18 protein-coding genes are annotated in these 18130 nt (G+C 70.3%); 6 read left to right on the top strand and 12 right to left on the bottom strand.

Translation table 11 applies throughout. The features are described from left to right. Nucleotides 1–27 precede the first annotated feature (27 nt). From HC362_RS11270 to HC362_RS11245, 6 genes are all read right to left on the bottom strand, one after another. Entirely contained in the window at nt 28–738 is a 711-nt protein-coding gene (locus HC362_RS11270; RefSeq protein ID WP_243083827.1) for a class I SAM-dependent methyltransferase, read from the bottom strand. Between the two features lie 104 nt (nt 739–842). After that, nucleotides 843–1571 carry a DUF402 domain-containing protein gene (locus HC362_RS11265; RefSeq protein ID WP_243083826.1) on the bottom strand — a complete coding sequence of 243 codons (729 nt, stop codon included), beginning with the start codon at nt 1569–1571 and terminating at the stop codon, nt 843–845. A gap of 126 nt (nt 1572–1697) precedes the next feature. Then, nucleotides 1698–3125, bottom strand: a complete 1428-nt coding sequence (locus HC362_RS11260; RefSeq protein WP_243083825.1) for a class II fumarate hydratase — start codon at nt 3123–3125, stop codon at nt 1698–1700. A 115-nt stretch (nt 3126–3240) separates the two neighbouring features. Next, nucleotides 3241–3489: a hypothetical protein gene (locus HC362_RS11255; protein ID WP_243083824.1), complete on the bottom strand. Its 249-nt coding sequence runs from the start codon at nt 3487–3489 to the stop codon at nt 3241–3243. A gap of 2 nt (nt 3490–3491) precedes the next feature. Beyond that, on the bottom strand, nt 3492–4373 hold the full coding sequence (locus HC362_RS11250; protein WP_243083823.1) for a hypothetical protein: 882 nt from the start codon (nt 4371–4373) through the stop codon (nt 3492–3494). 132 nt (nt 4374–4505) lie between these two features. Beyond that, nucleotides 4506–6206 carry a fumarate hydratase gene (locus HC362_RS11245; RefSeq protein ID WP_243083822.1) on the bottom strand — a complete coding sequence of 567 codons (1701 nt, stop codon included), beginning with the start codon at nt 6204–6206 and terminating at the stop codon, nt 4506–4508. Between the two features lie 147 nt (nt 6207–6353). Between HC362_RS11245 and HC362_RS11240 the strand changes: the two genes are divergently transcribed. Both HC362_RS11240 and HC362_RS11235 read left to right on the top strand, forming a co-directional pair. Further along, complete coding sequence (locus HC362_RS11240) at nt 6354–7151, top strand: DUF1707 domain-containing protein (protein WP_243083821.1); 798 nt, start codon at nt 6354–6356, stop codon at nt 7149–7151. A gap of 234 nt (nt 7152–7385) precedes the next feature. Beyond that, entirely contained in the window at nt 7386–7757 is a 372-nt protein-coding gene (locus HC362_RS11235; RefSeq protein WP_243083820.1) for a WhiB family transcriptional regulator, read from the top strand. 203 nt (nt 7758–7960) lie between these two features. Here HC362_RS11235 and glpX read toward each other — a convergent pair whose 3' ends face one another. Then, a complete protein-coding gene (gene glpX / locus HC362_RS11230) occupies nt 7961–8995 on the bottom strand; it encodes a class II fructose-bisphosphatase (protein ID WP_209266358.1) in 1035 nt (344 codons plus the stop codon). Nucleotides 8996–9186: 191 nt separating this feature from the next. Between glpX and HC362_RS11225 the strand changes: the two genes are divergently transcribed. Continuing rightward, entirely contained in the window at nt 9187–9762 is a 576-nt protein-coding gene (locus tag HC362_RS11225) for a DUF4245 domain-containing protein (protein WP_279240090.1), read from the top strand. Nucleotides 9763–9957: 195 nt separating this feature from the next. Here HC362_RS11225 and HC362_RS11220 read toward each other — a convergent pair whose 3' ends face one another. The 4 genes from HC362_RS11220 to HC362_RS11205 all read right to left on the bottom strand — a co-directional run bounded on the left by HC362_RS11220 (nt 9958) and on the right by HC362_RS11205 (nt 13888). Next, complete coding sequence (locus tag HC362_RS11220; protein ID WP_243083819.1) at nt 9958–10551, bottom strand: malonic semialdehyde reductase; 594 nt, start codon at nt 10549–10551, stop codon at nt 9958–9960. Between the two features lie 127 nt (nt 10552–10678). Next, nucleotides 10679–10906 carry an exodeoxyribonuclease VII small subunit gene (locus tag HC362_RS11215; RefSeq protein WP_243088493.1) on the bottom strand — a complete coding sequence of 76 codons (228 nt, stop codon included), beginning with the start codon at nt 10904–10906 and terminating at the stop codon, nt 10679–10681. Between the two features lie 121 nt (nt 10907–11027). Then, on the bottom strand, nt 11028–12242 hold the full coding sequence (gene xseA / locus HC362_RS11210; RefSeq protein ID WP_243083818.1) for an exodeoxyribonuclease VII large subunit: 1215 nt from the start codon (nt 12240–12242) through the stop codon (nt 11028–11030). A 128-nt stretch (nt 12243–12370) separates the two neighbouring features. Then, the gene (locus HC362_RS11205) at nt 12371–13888 is read right to left on the bottom strand and encodes an APC family permease (protein ID WP_243083817.1); all 1518 of its coding nucleotides are present in this window, start codon (nt 13886–13888) and stop codon (nt 12371–12373) included. Nucleotides 13889–14098: 210 nt separating this feature from the next. Here HC362_RS11205 and HC362_RS11200 point away from each other — a divergent pair, with 210 nt between their 5' ends. After that, a complete protein-coding gene (locus tag HC362_RS11200) occupies nt 14099–15136 on the top strand; it encodes a 4-hydroxy-3-methylbut-2-enyl diphosphate reductase (RefSeq protein ID WP_243083816.1) in 1038 nt (345 codons plus the stop codon). A 90-nt stretch (nt 15137–15226) separates the two neighbouring features. Here the strand turns inward: HC362_RS11200 and HC362_RS11195 are convergent, their stop codons facing one another. Continuing rightward, nucleotides 15227–16018: a DUF6542 domain-containing protein gene (locus HC362_RS11195; RefSeq protein ID WP_243088945.1), complete on the bottom strand. Its 792-nt coding sequence runs from the start codon at nt 16016–16018 to the stop codon at nt 15227–15229. 339 nt (nt 16019–16357) lie between these two features. Here HC362_RS11195 and ychF point away from each other — a divergent pair, with 339 nt between their 5' ends. After that, complete coding sequence (gene ychF / locus HC362_RS11190; protein ID WP_243083815.1) at nt 16358–17446, top strand: redox-regulated ATPase YchF; 1089 nt, start codon at nt 16358–16360, stop codon at nt 17444–17446. A 253-nt stretch (nt 17447–17699) separates the two neighbouring features. Beyond that, nucleotides 17700–18044, top strand: a complete 345-nt coding sequence (locus HC362_RS11185) for a hypothetical protein (RefSeq protein WP_243083814.1) — start codon at nt 17700–17702, stop codon at nt 18042–18044. Nucleotides 18045–18130: the final 86 nt, after the last annotated feature.

Genomic DNA, 18130 nt, shown 5'->3' with positions numbered 1-18130 from the left:
GCACGCCCTGCGCTGGGTGCTCGCGGTCTATGGGCGTCGTCGGCACTGCAAGAAGAGCTGAATCTCGGGAGGTACGTCCGTGCTCGCAGGAGCGTACGCGCGCGCGTCCTCTCCTACGACATCGAATCCCGCGTCCTGGACCACCCCGCGCAATTCGTCCCGCAGATAGCCGGATACCCGGATCGTGTTGCCCAGGAACGGGATCGCGAAATCGTTCACGTCCGCCTCCACCATGCCCAGCACCAGTGGGCCCTCGGCGCGCAGCCGGCTGTGCAGGGCCCGCAGCGCGAACGGGATCTCCGGTCGGGGCAGCATCAGCAGGGAGAAGAAGGCCACGGCGCCGTCGAACGGGCCCAGACCCGACGACTCCAGATCTGCCACGTCCAGTTTGCGGCACTCGCTCTCCGGTACGTTGTCGCGGCACAGTTTCAGCATCGAGGACGACAGGTCGACGCCGACGACCTTGTGCCCGGCGTCGGTGAGCTGACGTGCCGTCGGCAGTCCGGTCCCACAGCCCACGTCCAGCACCCGGGAGCCGGGCGGCAGCTGGTCGGACAGCCAGGCGGCGCCGGCGATCTGGCCTTCCTTGTGGGGGAAGGCCTCGTCGTAGCGGTCCCCGATGGCGTCGAACGCCTCGGCCTGGCCCGATCTGTCGATGCTCGTACGGTCAAATCCGTCATATGCCCCGACACCTGCCCCGGACCTCCCGCTAGCCCCAAAACCCGCAGAGCTGCTCACGGCTGGGCTCCTTCCTGGCTGCCGGTCAAGTCCCCGGGGGGTGAGGGGAGTTGTGCAGCGTACGTTTACGGATGTTGATCCTACGTTTGCAGTATGGGGGCGTATCAAGGGGCATCGGGAGGTCGGTGCGGACACACGTTGAACGGCGTCCCGTCCACCGCGTCGGACGTTTCGAACGGCGGCCGGTCCCAGTCGTCCGGCAGCCCGGGCACCGGCCAGGCCGGGTCGGGCCGCCACCGCTCCCAGCCGTCCGCGAACGGCGAGCCCCACGCCCGCACCGCCTCGACGGCCCGCAGGCCCGCCGTGCGGATCCGGTCGGCCTGCACCGCGTCCAGCAGCCCCACGCGCTGCGCCTGGGCGAACTCGTCCTCGTCCAGCCATCTCCAGCTGCCGTCCGGGCGCACCTCGATGTCCAGGAAGTGGTCCTCGGAGTCCACCCCGCCAGGCCAGCGCAGCAGTGGTTCCTCGAGGTTCACATAGAAGTTCCTGAACTGCCAGCCGGGATCCCAGAACAGCCACACCGACCACGGCTCGCCCTCCCGTGCCAGCTTCAACACGCCCATTCCGGACCAGTGGGTGAAGGCGACCGTGCGCGGTCTGGTGTAGCGGGTCGCCAGTGGCTCCCGGTGCAGCGGGGTGCCGTCGGCCAGTTCGGGCTTGACGCACGGTGTGCCGGGCGCCATCCAGGCCGCCAGCAGCTCGGCCGTGTCACTGACGACGGTGACGGGGCGACAGATGTGCGGGTGCCCCGAGCCGTTGGCGCGGTAGCGCCACAGGATCTGGGTGCCGCTGGGCCAGCGCTGCTGTGACGACGTCGCCTGTTCCGCTGTCATGACGGGATCTTAGGTGCCATGCCCCCAGGACCGCCGTGAGCTGTGCCGCAGCGTGCCGACGATGGGCCGGGGAGAGTTTTCCCGGCCCGCCGTCGAGGTCCCCTCGGCCCATCGGACCCCCTCGGATCAAGGGTGTGTCATCCGCAGCACGTCCAGCGCCTCGTCGAGCTGCTCCAGCGTCAACTCGCCACGCTCGACATGGCCGCTCGCCAGTACGGCCTCGCGGATGGTGAGCTGCTCGGCCATCGCCTTCTTGGCGACGGCCGCCGCGCTCTCGTATCCGATGTACTTGTTGAGCGGAGTGACGACAGAGGGGGAGGACTCCGCGTACTGGCGCGCCCGCTCGGTGTTCGCCGTGATGCCGTCGACGGTGCGGTCGGCCAGCAGCCGGGCCGCGTTGGCCAGCAGCCGCACCGACTCCAGCAGGTTCTTGGCGATCACGGGCAACATCACGTTCAGCTCGAAATTGCCCGCGGCGCCCGCCGCCGCGACCGTCGCGTCGTTCCCGGTGACCTGAGCGGCGACCATCAGCACCGCCTCCGGAACGACGGGGTTGACCTTGCCCGGCATGATCGACGAGCCCGGCTGGAGGTCGGGCAGCGCGATCTCCGCCAGCCCGGTGCGCGGCCCGGAGGCCATCCAGCGCAGATCGTTGCAGATCTTGGTGAGCCCCACCGCGACGGTGCGCAGCTGCCCTGAGGTCTCCACCAGCGCGTCCCTGGCGCCCTGCGCCTCGAAGTGGTCCCGCGCCTCGGTCAGCGGCAGCCCTGTGGAGCGGGCCACCTCCTCGATGACGGCGGGGGCGAAGCCGGGCGGCGTATTGATCCCGGTGCCCACCGCCGTACCGCCAAGCGGCAGTTCGGCGAGCCGGGGCAGCGCGTCGCGCAGCCGTTCGACGCCGTACCGCATCTGTGCGGCGTAGCCCCCGAACTCCTGGCCCAGCGTCACGGGAGTGGCGTCCATCAGATGGGTGCGCCCGCTCTTCACCACGGCGGCGAACTCGCTCGCCTTGCCCTCCAGCGACCGCACGAGATGTTCCAGCGCCGGGATCAGATCGGCGGTCACGGCGGCGGTCGCGGCGATGTGGATGGAGGACGGGAAGACGTCGTTGGACGACTGGCTGGCGTTGACCTGGTCGTTCGGATGCACGGACGGGGCTTCGGCACCGGCAGCCGCCAGCCGCTCGGTGGCCAGCGTCGCCAGCACCTCGTTCATGTTCATGTTGGACGAGGTGCCCGAGCCGGTCTGGAACACATCGACGGGGAAGTGCTCGTCCCACCGCCCCTCCGCGACCTCCTCCGCCGCGGCCCGCACGGCGTCGGCCCGCTCCTGGTCGAGCACCCCCAGCCGGGCGTTCACCACGGCCGCCGCCGCCTTGATCCGGGCCAGCGCCTCGATGTGCGCCCGCTCCAGCCGCTGCCCGCTGAGGGGGAAGTTCTCCACGGCACGCTGCGTCTGCGCCCGCCACTTGGCCTGCGCGGGCACCCGGACCTCACCCATCGAGTCGTGCTCGACGCGGTAGCCGGACCCGTTCTCACCGGTGCTGTCGGTCATTGTGCGTACACCTCCATACGGTTCAGCATCCCGTACGGCCGCACACATTCCCGCCAGCACGACGCCGGTCCGCCGAGGGTGGGGCCCTCGGCGGACCTTGTGGGTAGGGGGTCCGCTACTGCGGGGTGGCGGACTGCTCGGCGAAGATCTCGTCAGGGGTGGTGGCCGTCGCCGCGTTGCCCAACCACTTCCCGAGTACGTCGCTGTCTTCGCAGGCGGCGATGCGCTCCTTGTCGTTCTCCGAGAGGGAGAGGTGCCGAGCTGCGCAGACCATCAGCAGGATCTCCCTCGCCTTCCGAAGCGCCCCCAATTCGCGGTAGTACTCGGCGAACCCGGTCTTGCTGCTGGGGTCAGGGAACAGCAAGGTCACTTCTCCGTGTCTTCGGCGAAGACTTCCTCAGCGGTGGTGGCTGTGAGTGCGTTGTTGTGCCACCTGTCGAGCTGATCGTTGTCGTTGCACGTGGTGATGCGTTCCCTGTCCGCCGGCGTAAGGGCGATGCGTCGTTTCGCGCAGACTTGCAGCAGGGCTTTCACCCACACCTGGTTGCGGTAGTACTCCGTGAACCACGTCTTGCTGTTCGGGTCCAAGGTCAGTGCGCCCATGAGGTTCCTCCACAGGTCGGCCGAAGGGGAGCCGGAGAGTCCGGCGGAGATCAGTTCGGTGGAGAGCTCGGTCGGAAACTCCTCGGGGGCCTTCTGCAGGGCCGTCGCCAGGATTTCCAGTATGTCATTGATACGGGCGTCCTCGACGTGTGTCACCGCGGAGAGAACGGCCAGTTCCAGGTCCGCGAGGGCCTGGTCGACGTCCCTGACGACGGGGACGTCGTCGGGGCCGAGGACGAAGGGGGTGACGTGCAGATTGGCCTGGGAGCCGTGGCCGATCCGGAAGGGGCCCTTCGCCCAGCGTGCGGTGTGCCGGTTGCGGCAGACCACCAGCAGCATCGGGTGGGCTTCCGGATGCTTGTTGGCCAGATACGTCAGGTAGTAGCCCCAGCTGCGTGCTTTGGCCGGGTCCTTCTTCGTCTGGGATTCGACGATCAGCAGGTATGTGCGTGAGCCGGCGCACCGCAGGCGCAGCAGCGAGTCGACGCGGCGCTCCACCGGCTGGATCTCCGTCAGGTCGCAGTTGAGCGACTCGGCCTCGGTCGGCCCGGGATCGGGTAAGCCGAGGAGGGAGAAGGCGCGCCGGTAGAGACCGGGGAATTCCCGGAATGTACGGTGATGCGCCTCATGGGATGAGTTGACCATGGCCAGGACGCTACGGCGCCGAACGCCGCCATGGCGTACGTATGAATGACGTTCGCCCGTTCGAGCGAGCGCGAAAAAGGCCCCGTGCGCCGATCGGTTCACCGAGCGGCGCACGGGCAAGCGCTTGGCGCGTCAGGACCCGGCCCGCACCGGGATCGACGTCACAAACGGCTGCTCCGGCGCCGGGTCGGCGAAGAAGTCGTTGCCCTTGTCGTCGACGACGATGAACGCGGGGAAGTCCTCCACCTCGATCTTCCAGACCGCCTCCATGCCCAGCTCCTCGTACTCGAGGACCTCCACCTTCTTGATGCAGTCCTGGGCCAGCCGGGCCGCCGGGCCGCCGATGGAGCCGAGGTAGAAGCCGCCGTGCGCCGCGCACGCGTCGGTGACCTGCTTGCTGCGGTTCCCCTTGGCGAGCATCACCTTGGAGCCGCCGGCCGCCTGGAACTGTTCGACGTAGGCGTCCATCCGGCCCGCCGTGGTGGGTCCGAAGGAGCCGGAGGCGTAGCCCTCGGGCGTCTTGGCCGGGCCCGCGTAGTAGACGGGGTGGTCCTTGAGGTACTGCGGCATCTCCTCGCCCGCGTCCAGCCGCTCCTTGATCTTCGCGTGGGCGATGTCGCGGGCGACGACCAGCGTGCCGGTCAGCGACAGCCGGGTCTTGACCGGGTGCTTGGTCAGCTCGGCCAGGATCTCGTCCATCGGGCGGGACAGATCGATCTTGACGGCGTCGAGGTCGGCGCCCGCACCCTCGGTCAGCTCGGACTCCGTCGTCTCCGGCAGGAAGCGCGCCGGGTCGGTCTCCAGCTGCTCCAGGAAGACGCCCTCGGCGGTGATCTTCGCCTTGGCCTGGCGGTCGGCCGAGCAGGACACCGCGATGGCGACCGGGCAGGAGGCCCCGTGCCTCGGCAGCCGCACCACGCGTACGTCGTGGCAGAAGTACTTGCCGCCGAACTGGGCGCCGATGCCGATCCGCTGCGTCAGCTCGAAGACCTTCTCCTCCAGCTCCTTGTCCCGGAAGCCGTGCCCGGAGGGCGAGCCGGAGGCCGGCAGCTCGTCCAGGTAGTGCGCCGAGGCGTACTTGGCGGTCTTGAGCGCGTACTCGGCACTGGTGCCGCCGACGACGATCGCCAGGTGGTACGGCGGGCAGGCTGCCGTGCCCAGCGAACGGATCTTCTCCTCCAGGAACTTCATCATGGAGGCCTCGTTCAGCACCGCCTTCGTCTCCTGGTAGAGGAAGGACTTGTTGGCGCTGCCGCCGCCCTTGGCCATGAACAGGAACTTGTAGGCGTCGCCGTCCGTCGCGTACAGCTCGATCTGCGCGGGCAGATTGGTGCCGGTGTTCTTCTCCTCCCACATGGTGAGCGGAGCCATCTGCGAGTAGCGCAGATTGAGCTGTGTGTAGGCGTCGTGGATACCGCGCGAGAGCGCCTCCTCGTCGCCGCCCGCCGTCAGCACCTGCTGGCCGCGCTTGCCCATCACGATCGCCGTACCGGTGTCCTGGCACATGGGCAGCACGCCCGCCGCCGCGATGTTGGCGTTCTTGAGCAGGTCGAGGGCCACGAAGCGGTCGTTGGCGCTGGCCTCGGGGTCGTCCAGGATGCGGCGCAGCTGCGCCAGGTGCTCCGGCCGCAGATAGTGCTGGATGTCGTGGATCGCCTCGGCGGCCAGCTTGCGCAGCGCCTCCGGCTCGACCTTGAGGAAGGTGCGTCCGTCCGCCTCGAAGGTGCTCACGCCCTCGCTGGTGATCAGGCGGTACGGCGTGGGGTCCTCACCGGTGGGGAGCAGGTCCGTGTAGGAGAACTCCGGGCTGGCCGGTTGGGAGCTGGCAGACATACGGGGACTCTTCCTCTCACACTCGCGGCTCTCGACGATGGGAGCCCGGCTCTCGACGATGGGAGCGCGTCTCACAGCGTAGAACCCGTCGGCAAGGGAGCGCTGCGGGGGTAGTCGCGATCTATCGCGTTTGGGTACGCTGCCCCTGTGACTGAAGACTCTTCGCAGCGCGCCTCGCTCCAGAAGCAGCCGTCCGCCGAGCCGGCCCCCCAACCGGCGGCCGCGGCCGCGGCCGCGCCCGCGCCCGCGCCCGCTCCGGTGGCGGAGCCGGAGGTGCGCGCCTCGGACGCCGACCGGGACCGGGTCGCCGACATCCTCCGCGAAGCTCTCGCCGAGGGCAGGCTGGACGCGGAGGAGCACAGCGAGCGCGTCGAAGCCGTCTACGCGGCCAAGACGATGGGTGAGCTGCAGCCGCTCGTCCGCGATCTCCCGGCGGGCCGTTCGGTCACCGCCGAGGCCGAGGAGGGCGGGAACGCCGGTGCGAGCGGTCAGCGCTCCTACGGCACCGCGTTCGCGACCTTCGCCGCCTCGCACACCTCCGGCCCCACCCATCCGGCATACGGGCCCAAGGAGAACCTGGTCGCCATCTTCAGCGGCACCGGACGCAAGGGACGCTGGCGGGTGCCTCGGAAGATCAACGCGTTCGCCTGCTTCGGCGGCATCGAGATCGATCTGACCGAGGCGCTGTTCGAGCACCCGCACGTGCAGATCAACGCCACTGCGATCTTCGGGGGAATCGAGATCCGGGTCCCGGAGAACGTCACTCTGCAGCAGAAGGGCGCCGGGATCTTCGGCGGGTTCGACGTTCAGGTCAGCGACTCCCCGGACCCGACCGCGCCGACGGTGCTGGTCGAGGGAGCCGCCATTTTCGGGGGTGTGGACGCCAAGCCGAAGCGTGGACGCGTCATTCAGAACCTGCGCGACCGGTTCCGCAAGGAGCCGTGAGAGGGCGGGCGCACGCGGCGTTCACTGCGCGCCGGGGAGCGCACGCCTGGGCGCGTATCGGACGACACGCAATGCATACCGGCGCGTACAGCGGGTAGGGCTCGGGCATCGTCTTTCGTACGGCGAGAGTTCGCGGAGCGGCGCCCCAGTGGCCCGTGGGGGACCGGGAACTGCCGTGCGCTGCAAGACGGGTGAAGGGGAAACAAACCTCCGTCGTCGCGTCAGGAGCAGACCGTGCTGCACACGCCGCATCAGTCCCTGCAGGCCGCCGCCACCATCCCCGTACAGCGAACGCCTGAGCGAGATGACCAAGCGGGCCCCTGGCACGCGGACGCCGTCTGCCGCCGCGACGAGGCGGGCCTCTTCTTCGCACCCTCCAAGGAGCCCACGGCGGCGCGGCTCTCCCGCGAGCAGGCGGCCAAGCGCGTCTGCGCCCGCTGCCCCGTGCTGGTCGAGTGCCGCGAGCACGCCTTGGTGATGCCGGAGCCGTACGGTGTCTGGGGCGGCCTCACCGCGGCCGAGCGGCGCGTGGTGCTCTCCCGCCGCCGTAAGACGGCCTCCGCGTCTGCGGGGCAGTCCACTGCGGAGGTCCCCCGCATCGCGTAGCGCCTTGCCTTGGGGACTTGGCTCGTGGCGCGCCTGCGGGTAGTGCTGTGGCTGGTCGCGCAGTTCCCCGCGCCCCTGAATTGCTACCCGCGCAGCTTGGGTAGTCTGCGCCAGGGGCGCAGGGTGGGCAAGCGCAGCGTCCCATGCCGGGCAACAGGACTTACGGGGTCACCAATGGAAGCGGCCCAGGCGCGGCGCAGCCGTCAGCGGGCGCGGTCGAAGTCGACCGCGCTGTAAGCGCGGAGCTTCGAGAGCCGGTGCACGGACTCGATCTGCCGGATGGTGCCCGACTTCGACCGCATCACCAGCGACTGCGTGAACGCCCGCTCCCCGCGGTAGTGGACCCCCCGCAGCAGATCGCCGTCGGTGATACCGGTCGCGACGAAGAACACGTTCTCGCCGCCGACCAGGTCGTCGGTGAACAGCACCTGGTCCAAGTCGTGACCCGCGTCGAGGGCACGCTGCCGCTCCTCGTCGTCCTTGGGCCACAACTTGCCCTGTATCGTCCCGCCGAGGCACTTGATCGCGCAGGCGGCGATGATGCCCTCGGGGGTGCCGCCCACGCCCAGCAGCAGGTCGACGCCGGTCTCCTCGCGTACGGTCATCACGGCGCCCGCGACATCGCCGTCCGAGATGAACTTGATCCGGGCGCCGGCCTCGCGGATCTCCTTCACCAGCCCCTCGTGGCGCGGCCGGTCGAGCACCACGACGGTGACGTCCTCCACGCCGCAGCCCTTGGCCTTGGCGATCCGCCGGATGTTCACCGCGGGCGGCGCCGTGATGTCCACGAACTCCGCCGCCTCGGGGCCGGTCACGAGCTTGTCCATGTAGAAGACCGCGCTCGGGTCGAACATCGAGCCCCGCTCGGCGACCGCCAGCACCGAGACGGCGTTGCCCATGCCCTTGGCGGTGAGCGTCGTGCCGTCGACCGGGTCGACGGCGACATCGCACTCGGCGCCCGTTCCGTCACCGACGCGCTCGCCGTTGTAGAGCATCGGGGCCTCGTCCTTCTCGCCCTCGCCGATCACCACGACACCGTTCATGGAGACCGTCGAGACGAGGGTGCGCATCGCCTTGACGGCAGCCCCGTCCGCGCCGTTCTTGTCGCCCTTGCCGACCCAGCGGCCCGATGCCATGGCCCCCGCCTCGGTGACCCGGACCAGCTCCAGCGCCAGGTTGCGGTCCGGGGCCTCCGGGCTGACTTCGAGCTGGGAGGGCAGGTGGTTGTGTTCGGTCATCGGAACACACCTTTCTGTACGGCGACTCTTGACGGCCACTGCGGCGACGTGAGCTGTGCCGATTCGGCGAGGGTGAGCAAGATTTTACCTGTACGCCTCAGACTGAGCAGGGGCGCCCACGGATGAGCAGCGCGTACCCTCGCCCCGCCCCCTCACGCAGGGCGCCGAGCGGCATAAGGGACGATGGGGGCGTGGCAGCAGACAAGAAGCGCGGCGCGCAGGCTGTGCGCGACATGGTGATCTCGCTGGCGGTGATCCTCCTCGCCGCCGGGGTGATCTACCTGTTCGTTCCGCACGACGACAAGAAGGACCCGGTCAAGACGGTCGGCTACCGCGTGGAGCTGGCGTCGGCGCGGCGCGCGGCACCGTACCCGGTGGCCGCGCCCGAGGGGCTTTCCAAGGAGTGGCGTGCCACCTCCGTCCGCTACACGGCCGACGGCCCCAAGGGCTCCGTCTGGCACCTGGGATTCATGACGCCGGACAACGAGTACGCCGCCGTCGAGCAGAGTGACCAGAAGCGGCCCGCACGCTTCATCGACGACGTCACCCAGGGCGCCGAGAAGACGGCGAAGAAGCAGCGCGTCAAGGGTGAGGAGTGGACCCGCTACACCGGCGAGAAGTACGACGCGCTGGTGCGTACGGCCAAGGACGGCAAGTCGGTGACGGTCGTGACGGGAACGGCGAACTTCCGGCAGCTGGGCGAGCTGGCCGAGGCGCTCCGCGCCGAGTCGACGAAGCCGCAGCCCCGCGATTCCGCGAAGCCCTGACCGGGGCCACTTCCGGTCGATCGAACGGAAGACTCCCCTCACGCGCACAGCCAACAGCCACAACTCACCCGCCCCGCACCGGCGAAAGGGAAGCCCCCCGCGCGAGGGGGGACACGCGCGGGGGGCGGTCAGGGGGGCGACGGCTTCCCGTGTGGGGCTCGACAGCAGCGCCGCCCGAAGGGCCGGCCGCCGGCCTCAGAGGACGGTGACCACGTCGTCGTAGGAGAGGCGGGGCGAGCGGGGGGCGAACGCGTCGGGGCCCGGCTTGCCGATGTTGACGACGAGCAGTACCCGCTGGCGGCCGTCGCCGAAGAACTCCTTGTTGACGCCCTCCGGGTCGAAGCCGGTCATCGGCCCCGCGGCGAGCCCGGCCGCGCGTATGCCCAGGATGAAGTACCCGGCCTGGAGCGTGGCGTTGAGCGCGCCGGCGCCCTCGCGGGCGCTCTCCTCGGCGAAGAACGCGTCCTTGATGTTCGGGGCGTGCGGGAACAGCTCGGGCAGCCGCTCGTGGAAGTCCAGGTCGTAGGAGAGGACCGCGGTCAGCGGTGCGGTGCGGGTCTTGGGCACATTGCCCTCGGCCATGTGAGTCAGCAGCCGCTCGCGGGCCTCGGGGGAGCGCAGCAGCGTCAGGCGCAGCGGCGACTGGTTGAACGCCGTGGGGCCGTACTTCACCAGGTCGTAGATCGCCTGGACCTGCTCCTCGGTGACCGGCTCGTCCGTGAAGGTGTTGGCGGTGCGGGCCTCACGGAAGAGGAGATCCTGGGCTGCGGGGTCGAGGGCGAGAGCCATGGGGGAGTGCCTTGCCTTTTCGTGCGACGTTCAGGTGCACGGGCAAGTGTAACCAGCACTAGTTCAAGCTTGAACAAAGCCCCTCAGGAGCCGCTCCGGACCCGGCCCGGCCCCCGCCGGATCGCCGCTACGCCTCTCTCTCCTCAGCCTCTTCCTCTTCTTCCTCCTCCAGCACCGCGTCCAGCCGGGCCCTGGCCCCCTCCAGCCAGGCGCGGCAGATGCCCGCGAGCTCCTCGCCGCGCTCCCACAGCGCCAGCGACTCCTCCAGCGTCGAGCCGCCGGACTCCAGCCGCTGGACGACCTCCACCAGCTCAGCGCGCGCCTGCTCGTAGCTGAGCGCGTCCGCCGTGGCCAGCTCCGCCTGGGAGGCGCCCGCAGCGCCGCCCGCCGAGCCGTCCGCCGTGGCCTCGGCCGTGACCTCCGCCGGGCCGCCCCCGGCCGCCTGACCTTCCGTTTCCGTCGTCATACCCGCCAGCCTATGCGTGGGGTCCGACAGCGACGCCGAACTCTCCCTGTGCCACCCGGGCGCGCAGCAGGTCGCCCTCCGCGACCTCGGCGGCGTCCCGGACCACGGCTCCGTCCTCCCGCTGGAGCACCGCGTAGCCCCGCTGCAACGTCGCGGCCGGTGACAGCGCGACGACCCGGGCCCGGGTGTGCGTCAGCTCGTCCTCCGCGCGGGCCAGCCGGTGGTCGAGCACCCGCCGGGAGCGGTCGAGCAGCGCGGCGATCTCCTCCTCGCGGTCCTCCACCATCACATGCGGGTCGGCCATCGCCGGGCGGCTCATCACCTCGGCCAGGCCGCGTTCCTCGCGCTCCAGCAGTCCGTTGATCACTCGCCACGCGCGCTCCCGCAGCACCCGCACCCGCTCGTGCTCCTCACCGACATCCGGCACGGTGTCCTTCGCCGCGTGGGTGGGCGTACGGGAGCGGAGGTCGGCCACCAGATCCAGCAGCGGCGAGTCCGCCTCGTGCCCGATCGCGGAGACCACCGGGGTGCGCGCCGCCGCCATGGCACGCACCAGGCGCTCGTCCGAGAAGGGCAGCAGATCCTCCATCCCGCCGCCGCCCCGGGTCACGATGATCACGTCCACATCCTCGCGGGCGTCCAGCTCGCCCAGCGCCTCGATGATCTGCGAGACGGCATAGGCGCCCTGCACGGCCGTGTTGCGCACCTCGAAGCGGACCGCCGGCCAGCGCTCCCGTGCGGTGTGCAGCACATCCCGCTCGGCGTCCGACGCCCGGCCGGTGATCAGCCCTATCTTCTGCGGCAGGAACGGCAGCCGCTTCTTGCGCTCGGACGCGAAAAGGCCCTCCGCCGCCAGCGTCTTGCGCAGCCGCTCCAGCCGCGCCAGCAGCTCGCCCACACCCACCGGGCGGATCTCCGCGGCACGCAGCGAGAGCCGCCCCGTCTTCTCGTACCACTCCGGCTTCGCGTGGACGACCACCCGCGTGCCCTCGCTGATGACGTCCTTGACCTGCTCGTACACCTGCCTGAAGCAGGTCACGCTCAACGAGACCTCGCGGGAGGGGTCGCGCAGCGTCAGAAAGACCATCCCGGCGCCCGGCCGGGGCGAGAGCTGGATGATCTGCCCCTCGACCCAGACGGCGCCCAGCCGGTCGATCCAGCCGCGGATCAGCCGGGAGACCTCGCTGACGGGGATCGGGGATTCGGCGGAGGTGGTGAGAGCCATGCGAGAAGGCTAGGCCCTGGCACCGACAGTTCCCCCTTCCGGGCGGAAGCGCCCTTGACGGAGCGCTCAGCCCTCGGGCGGTCTGCCCCGCCCCCCCCGGGCGGTCTGCCCCGCCCCCGCCGGGAGGCTCAGCCCGCCGCCTCTCGGCTGTCCCGGCGGTGCAGTACAGCCAGTGCCACCAGCGCGATCACCAGCCACACCAGCCCCACCCAGTGCGCCTCGCGGTTCGCGGTGACGATGACCGCGACGTTGATCCCCAGGCCCACCAGCGGCACCGCCCAGTCCCACAGCACACTCATCCCGCGCCGGTCGCCGCCGCTCCCTGCCGCCGCGCCCCGCCCCGGCCGCCTGCCCCCGCGCAGCCCCAGCCCGTGGTAGCCCATGACCGACAGGTGGAGCATGCCGAAGCCGAACAGGGCGCCGATGTCCACGATCGAGACCAGCCGGTCCAGCCCTTCGGCGGCGCGCGCTGCCCACACCGCCGCACACAGGGTCAGCACCGCGCTCAGCAGCAGCGCCCTCCCCGGTACGCCGGTACGCGAGCTGACGCTGCCCAGCACGCGCGGCAGCCGCCGGTCCCGCGCCATGGCGTACAGCAGCCGGGCGGCCGCCGCCTGCCCGGCCAGCGCCGCGAACGCCGCACCGATCGCCTTGCTGACCGCCACCGTCGTCTGGAGCCAGCCGCCGACCGCTGTCTTGGCCGCCGTGTAGAAGGCGGCACCCTGCGAGGCGGGGTCCTCGGCCAGCTCGCGAGAGGAGTCCGGGGACAGCAGCGCGGCCAGGTACGTCTGGACGACGAAGAGCACACCGGTCACCAGCAGGCACCACACCACAGCGCGGGCGACCAGGGTGGCACTGTCCCCCTTGGCACCCCCGAGGCCCCCCACGGCACCCCCGCCACCCGCTCCGGCACCCCTGCCGTCCTTTCCGCCCATCGCCTCCTCGGCGAAGTTGGCGATGGCGTCGAAGCCCAGGAAGGACAGCACAGCCACCGAAACCGCGCCCAGCAGTGCCGTCAGCGAGAAGGCGCGGTCCCCGGTGAGCGGGGAGAGCCAGCCGCGCTGGGGTCCGTCCTGTACCAGTACGACAAGTGCGGCGGCGACGAAGACCAGCAGCACCAGGATCTCCATGGCCAGCACCAGAAAACCCACCACTGCCGCACGGCGGACACCCGAGAGATTGAGCGCTGTCGTCACCACGACCGCGATCGCCGTCCAGACCCACTGATCCACCTCCGGCACGAGCTGCGCCATGGCGATCCCGGAGAAGAGGTAGGCGACAGCCGGGATGAGCAGATAGTCGAGCATCATCATCCACCCGGCCAGGAAGCCCGCCCAGTTTCCGAGGCTCACGCGCGCGTACGCGTACACGGAGCCCGCCTGCGGCGCCGTACGGATCATCCGGGCGTACGAGTAGGCCGTGAACGACATGGCCACCGTCGCGACCACGTACACCAGCGGCACCACGCCGTGGCTGCGCGCGTCGAGCGCACCGTAGATGCCCACCGGCGCCATCGGCGCGATGAACAGCAGCCCGTAGACGATCAGGTCGCGCAGGGTCAGACTGCGCCGCAGGGCACCGCCCGGACTGTCCCCGAGAATCTCGGCTGTGTGCGAGCGAGCCGTGTGCGAGCGAGCTGCAGACATGGGGCCAGCTTGCCGCAGACCGGCACGGCGGACAGCGGGCAACGCGCGCCTCCGCCCCGCGCCGCCCGCGCCGCGCCGTGCACGCCCGGCACCGCACGCCCGGCACCGGCACCGCAGCCCGCCGCGCTTCCGTACCCCCGGGCCCGGTGGTGCTCCCGGTGGTCCCGATGCTCCCCAGGACGACACGAGCGAGGCCCTTACGATGGAGCCATGACTGGTTCGCCCGACCGCAGGCCCGACGACGCACCGGAAGCCACCGCACCGCAATCCACCGCTCCGGGCCGCCGCCGCGTCCTGCTCGCGGCCCCCCGCGGCTACTGCGCGGGCGTGGACCGCGCGGTGATCGCCGTGGAGAAGGCGCTGGAGCAGTACGGCGCTCCCATCTACGTACGGCACGAGATCGTGCACAACAAGTACGTGGTGCAGACCCTGGAGAAGAAGGGCGCCATCTTCGTCGAGGAGACGGACGAGGTGCCCGAGGGCGAGATCGTCATCTTCTCCGCGCACGGCGTGGCCCCCACCGTCCACCAGGAGGCCGAGCGCGGAAAACTGGCCACCATCGACGCCACCTGCCCCCTGGTCACCAAGGTGCACAAGGAGGCCGTCCGGTACGCCAAGGAGGACTACGACATCCTCCTGATCGGTCACGAGGGCCACGAGGAGGTCATCGGCACCAGCGGCGAGGCGCCCGACCACATCACCCTGGTCGACGGCCCCGGGGATGTGGAGAACGTCGAGGTCCGCGACCCGGAGAAGGTGGTGTGGCTCTCCCAGACCACCCTTTCGGTGGACGAGACGATGGAGACGGTCGACGCGCTCAAGGGCCGCTACCCCAACCTTCTCTCGCCGCCCAGCGACGACATCTGCTACGCCACCCAGAACCGGCAGACCGCCATCAAGCAGGTCGCCGCCGATGCCGACCTCGTGCTGGTGGTCGGCTCCAAGAACTCCTCCAACTCCGTCCGCCTGGTCGAGACGGCCCTCACGCACGGCGCCAAGGACGGCCACCTGGTCGACAACGCGGAGGAGATCGACGAGGCATGGCTGGAGGGAGTCGAGACGATCGGCCTGTCCTCCGGTGCCTCCGTCCCCGAGGTCCTGGTCGACGGCGTCCTGGAGTGGCTGGCCCAGCGCGGCTGGGACGAGGTGGAGATCGTCAAGCCGGTCGACGAGCACATGCAGTTCTCACTCCCGAAGGAACTGCGGCGCGACCTGCGGGCCGAGGCGGAACAGCGCCTCCGCGCCTGACCCCTGCGGGGCACCGGCCCTTTTTGGGTGCTGTTGCCGGGCCGGCCCCCGGCCCGGTCCCGGCGGCCCCGGCCCGGGTCGGGAGATCTCTCACCCGGCCTGGCGTCCGCCCTCGCGTCCGCCGCTCTCCGCGCGCCGCTGGTTGCGGCGGTGCTCCAGGCTGAGGGACGCCTTGCGGATGAGGGTGATCAGTACGGCGGCCAGCGTGCCCGCGTACAGCCACACCGCGTGCAGGGCGAGGCCGGTGAAGACGTTCTGGAGCACTCCGCCGAAGCCGTCACCGGTCCCTCCGGCGAAGAACAGCCCGATCGTGTAGGCGAGAGGAAGGGCGACCGGCGCGGCGTACAGCTCCGTGGGCCGCACCCAGACCGCGGCGGCCATGGCGACCAGCAGGAAGCCGATGCCGTAGAACGCAGGCGCCCCACCGGGCATCAGCGACACCAGGCCGCCCATCAGCACCATCAGCAGTGAGGCGAACACCCCGACGCCGAGGCCCGTCAGCCGCGGCGCCCGCTGGGCCGATCCGCCCCGGACCGTTCGGTTCCGGCCAGCGGCAGGCCCACCGGCCGCTGGCCGGGCTCCTGCCCCGCGCGGTGCGGCTCCCGCCCCTGCATCCGCGGCGGGCCGCGCCGAAGCCGGCGCCTGGGTCCGGGCCGAGCCCTGCGCCTGGGCCCGGCCACCGGGTGCCGAGGCCGCCGGTGCCGAGGCTGCCGGTGCCGAGGCCGCTTGTGCCGAGGCCGCTGGTGCGGGAGGGGCCGGGTGCGGGAGCCGCGGGCTGTGCCGGGTGGCAGCCCCGCCACCGTCGGAGCCGCTGCCCGGGGAAGCGGCCCCGTACCGCTCGTACGGGTCGTGCTGGGTCGTGCGCGCGCTGCGTTGCTCCACCTGGCCACGGTAGGTGGTACGGGCCCGCACTCGCCGTCATGAACACGCGGATTCCGCCAATGCCACCGATCCGCCACGGTCCGTTCGGGGCACGGGGCACGGGGCACGGGGCACGGGGCACGGGGCAGCCGGAGGCGCGAAGATACGGGGACAGCGGACGGTACCAGGACACCCGTCCGAGAAATCGGACACCCGTCCGACAAGCCCATCCGACAAACCCATCCGGGAAACCCGTCCGGGCGCGCCCGTAGACTGGGTGGTCGGCCTCCGGGCCGGCTGTCCGCGAAGAGACCCCACCAGGGAGAACCCCCGCCGGGGGCAACGGGAAGTAGTCGCAACGTGTCGCTCACGATCGGAATCGTCGGCCTGCCGAACGTCGGCAAGTCGACCCTTTTCAACGCCCTGACCAAGAACGAGGTGCTGGCGGCCAACTACCCGTTCGCCACCATCGAGCCCAACGTCGGCGTCGTGGGCGTTCCCGATCCCCGGCTCGGAAAGCTGGCCGAGCTCTTCAACTCCCAGCGCGTCCTCCCCGCCACCGTCGACTTCGTCGACATCGCGGGCATCGTGCGCGGAGCGAGCGAGGGCGAGGGGCTGGGCAACAAGTTCCTGGCGAACATCCGTGAGTCCGACGCCATCTGCCAGGTCATCCGCGCGTTCAAGGACGACAACGTCGTGCACGTCGACGGAAAGATCTCGCCCAAGGACGACATCGAGACGATCAACACCGAGCTGATCCTGGCCGACCTGCAGACGATCGAGAAGGTCCTGCCCCGGCTGGAGAAGGAAGCGCGGGTCAAGAAGGACAAGCAGCCGCAGGTCAAGGCCGTCCAGGAGGCCAAGGACATCCTGGAGGAGGGCCGCACCCTCTTCTCCGCGGGCATCGCGCAGGGCACCGAGCGCGCCGAGCCGCTGCACGAGCTGCACCTGCTGACCACCAAGCCGTTCATCTACGTCTTCAACGTGGACGAGGACGAGCTGACGGACGAGTCCTTCAAGGAGGAGCAGCGCGCCCTGGTGGCCCCCGCCGAGGCGGTCTTCCTCAACGCCAAGCTGGAGGCCGACCTCACCGAACTGGACGAGGACGAGGCGCTGGAACTCCTGCAGACGGTCGGCCAGGAAGAGCCCGGCCTGGCCACCCTCGCCCACGTCGGCTTCCGCACCCTCGGCCTGCAGACCTACCTCACGGCAGGCCCCAAGGAAGCCCGCGCCTGGACCATCAAGCAGGGCGCCACCGCACCCGAGGCCGCCGGCGTCATCCACACCGACTTCCAGAAGGGCTTCATCAAGGCCGAGGTCATCTCCTACGCGGACCTCCTGGAAACCGGCTCGGTAGCCGAAGCCCGCGCCAAGGGCAAGGCCCGCATGGAGGGCAAGGACTACGTCATGCAGGACGGTGACGTGGTGGAGTTCCGCTTCAACGTGTGAGTCGTTCGACCAGAGGCCCTCCTACTTGCCTTGCTGCGGGTCAGGGCGTTTCTCGTCGGCATGTGTGGTGGAATTCTGCTGGAACGTGACACGGGGGCGGTCGGTTCGGGGGCCTGGCCCTGGGGCGGGACTGGCAGAAAGAAGGGCAGTGGCAGCGGCCGGCCCGGTGCGTTCGGCTGGGTGCCGTCAACCTCACGGCACCTGCGCACCACCCAACTGGAGCCACGCGAGCCAGCTGCAGCGAGCTGAGAACGTGGTCGAGGGACGCGCCTCTGAGAGGAGTTGCTGCCCGGTGGGCGCGAGGTCGGCGAAACTGGTTGTGACGTGCGGGAGGACCGTCATTGGGTACTTCTTCGAGGCCGGGTGCGACATGCCCTGGCAACTGGGGCGCTTCGAGGCGTCCGAACACTTCGATGCGGTAAAGCCGCTCTTCGACGCCCAGAACGCGGCAAAGGAGCAGGGTTTCACCCCCGAGACTGTCTGGGCGCTGCGCGCAGTCAAAGAGCTTCCGATCCTCCTGACGCCGAGTGACGGACGCGCGCCCATCAAACCGGATTACTTCTACATCGCCGACGACAGGGCCAGCTACCGGTGTTAGCCTCGCGCTTTCCTGTTGCAACTGCCTTGCTGGATCGGCCCCGTCGTCTCGTGCTGCCCCCGACCGCTGCCGCCCCACGGGCCAAA

The organism is Streptomyces sp. 891-h (assembly GCF_022760275.1).
GTDB classification, from domain to species: Bacteria; Actinomycetota; Actinomycetes; order Streptomycetales; family Streptomycetaceae; genus Streptomyces; species Streptomyces spirodelae.
Note: the sequence above shows the minus strand (reverse complement) of the source record. Positions and strands in the feature narration are given on the sequence as shown.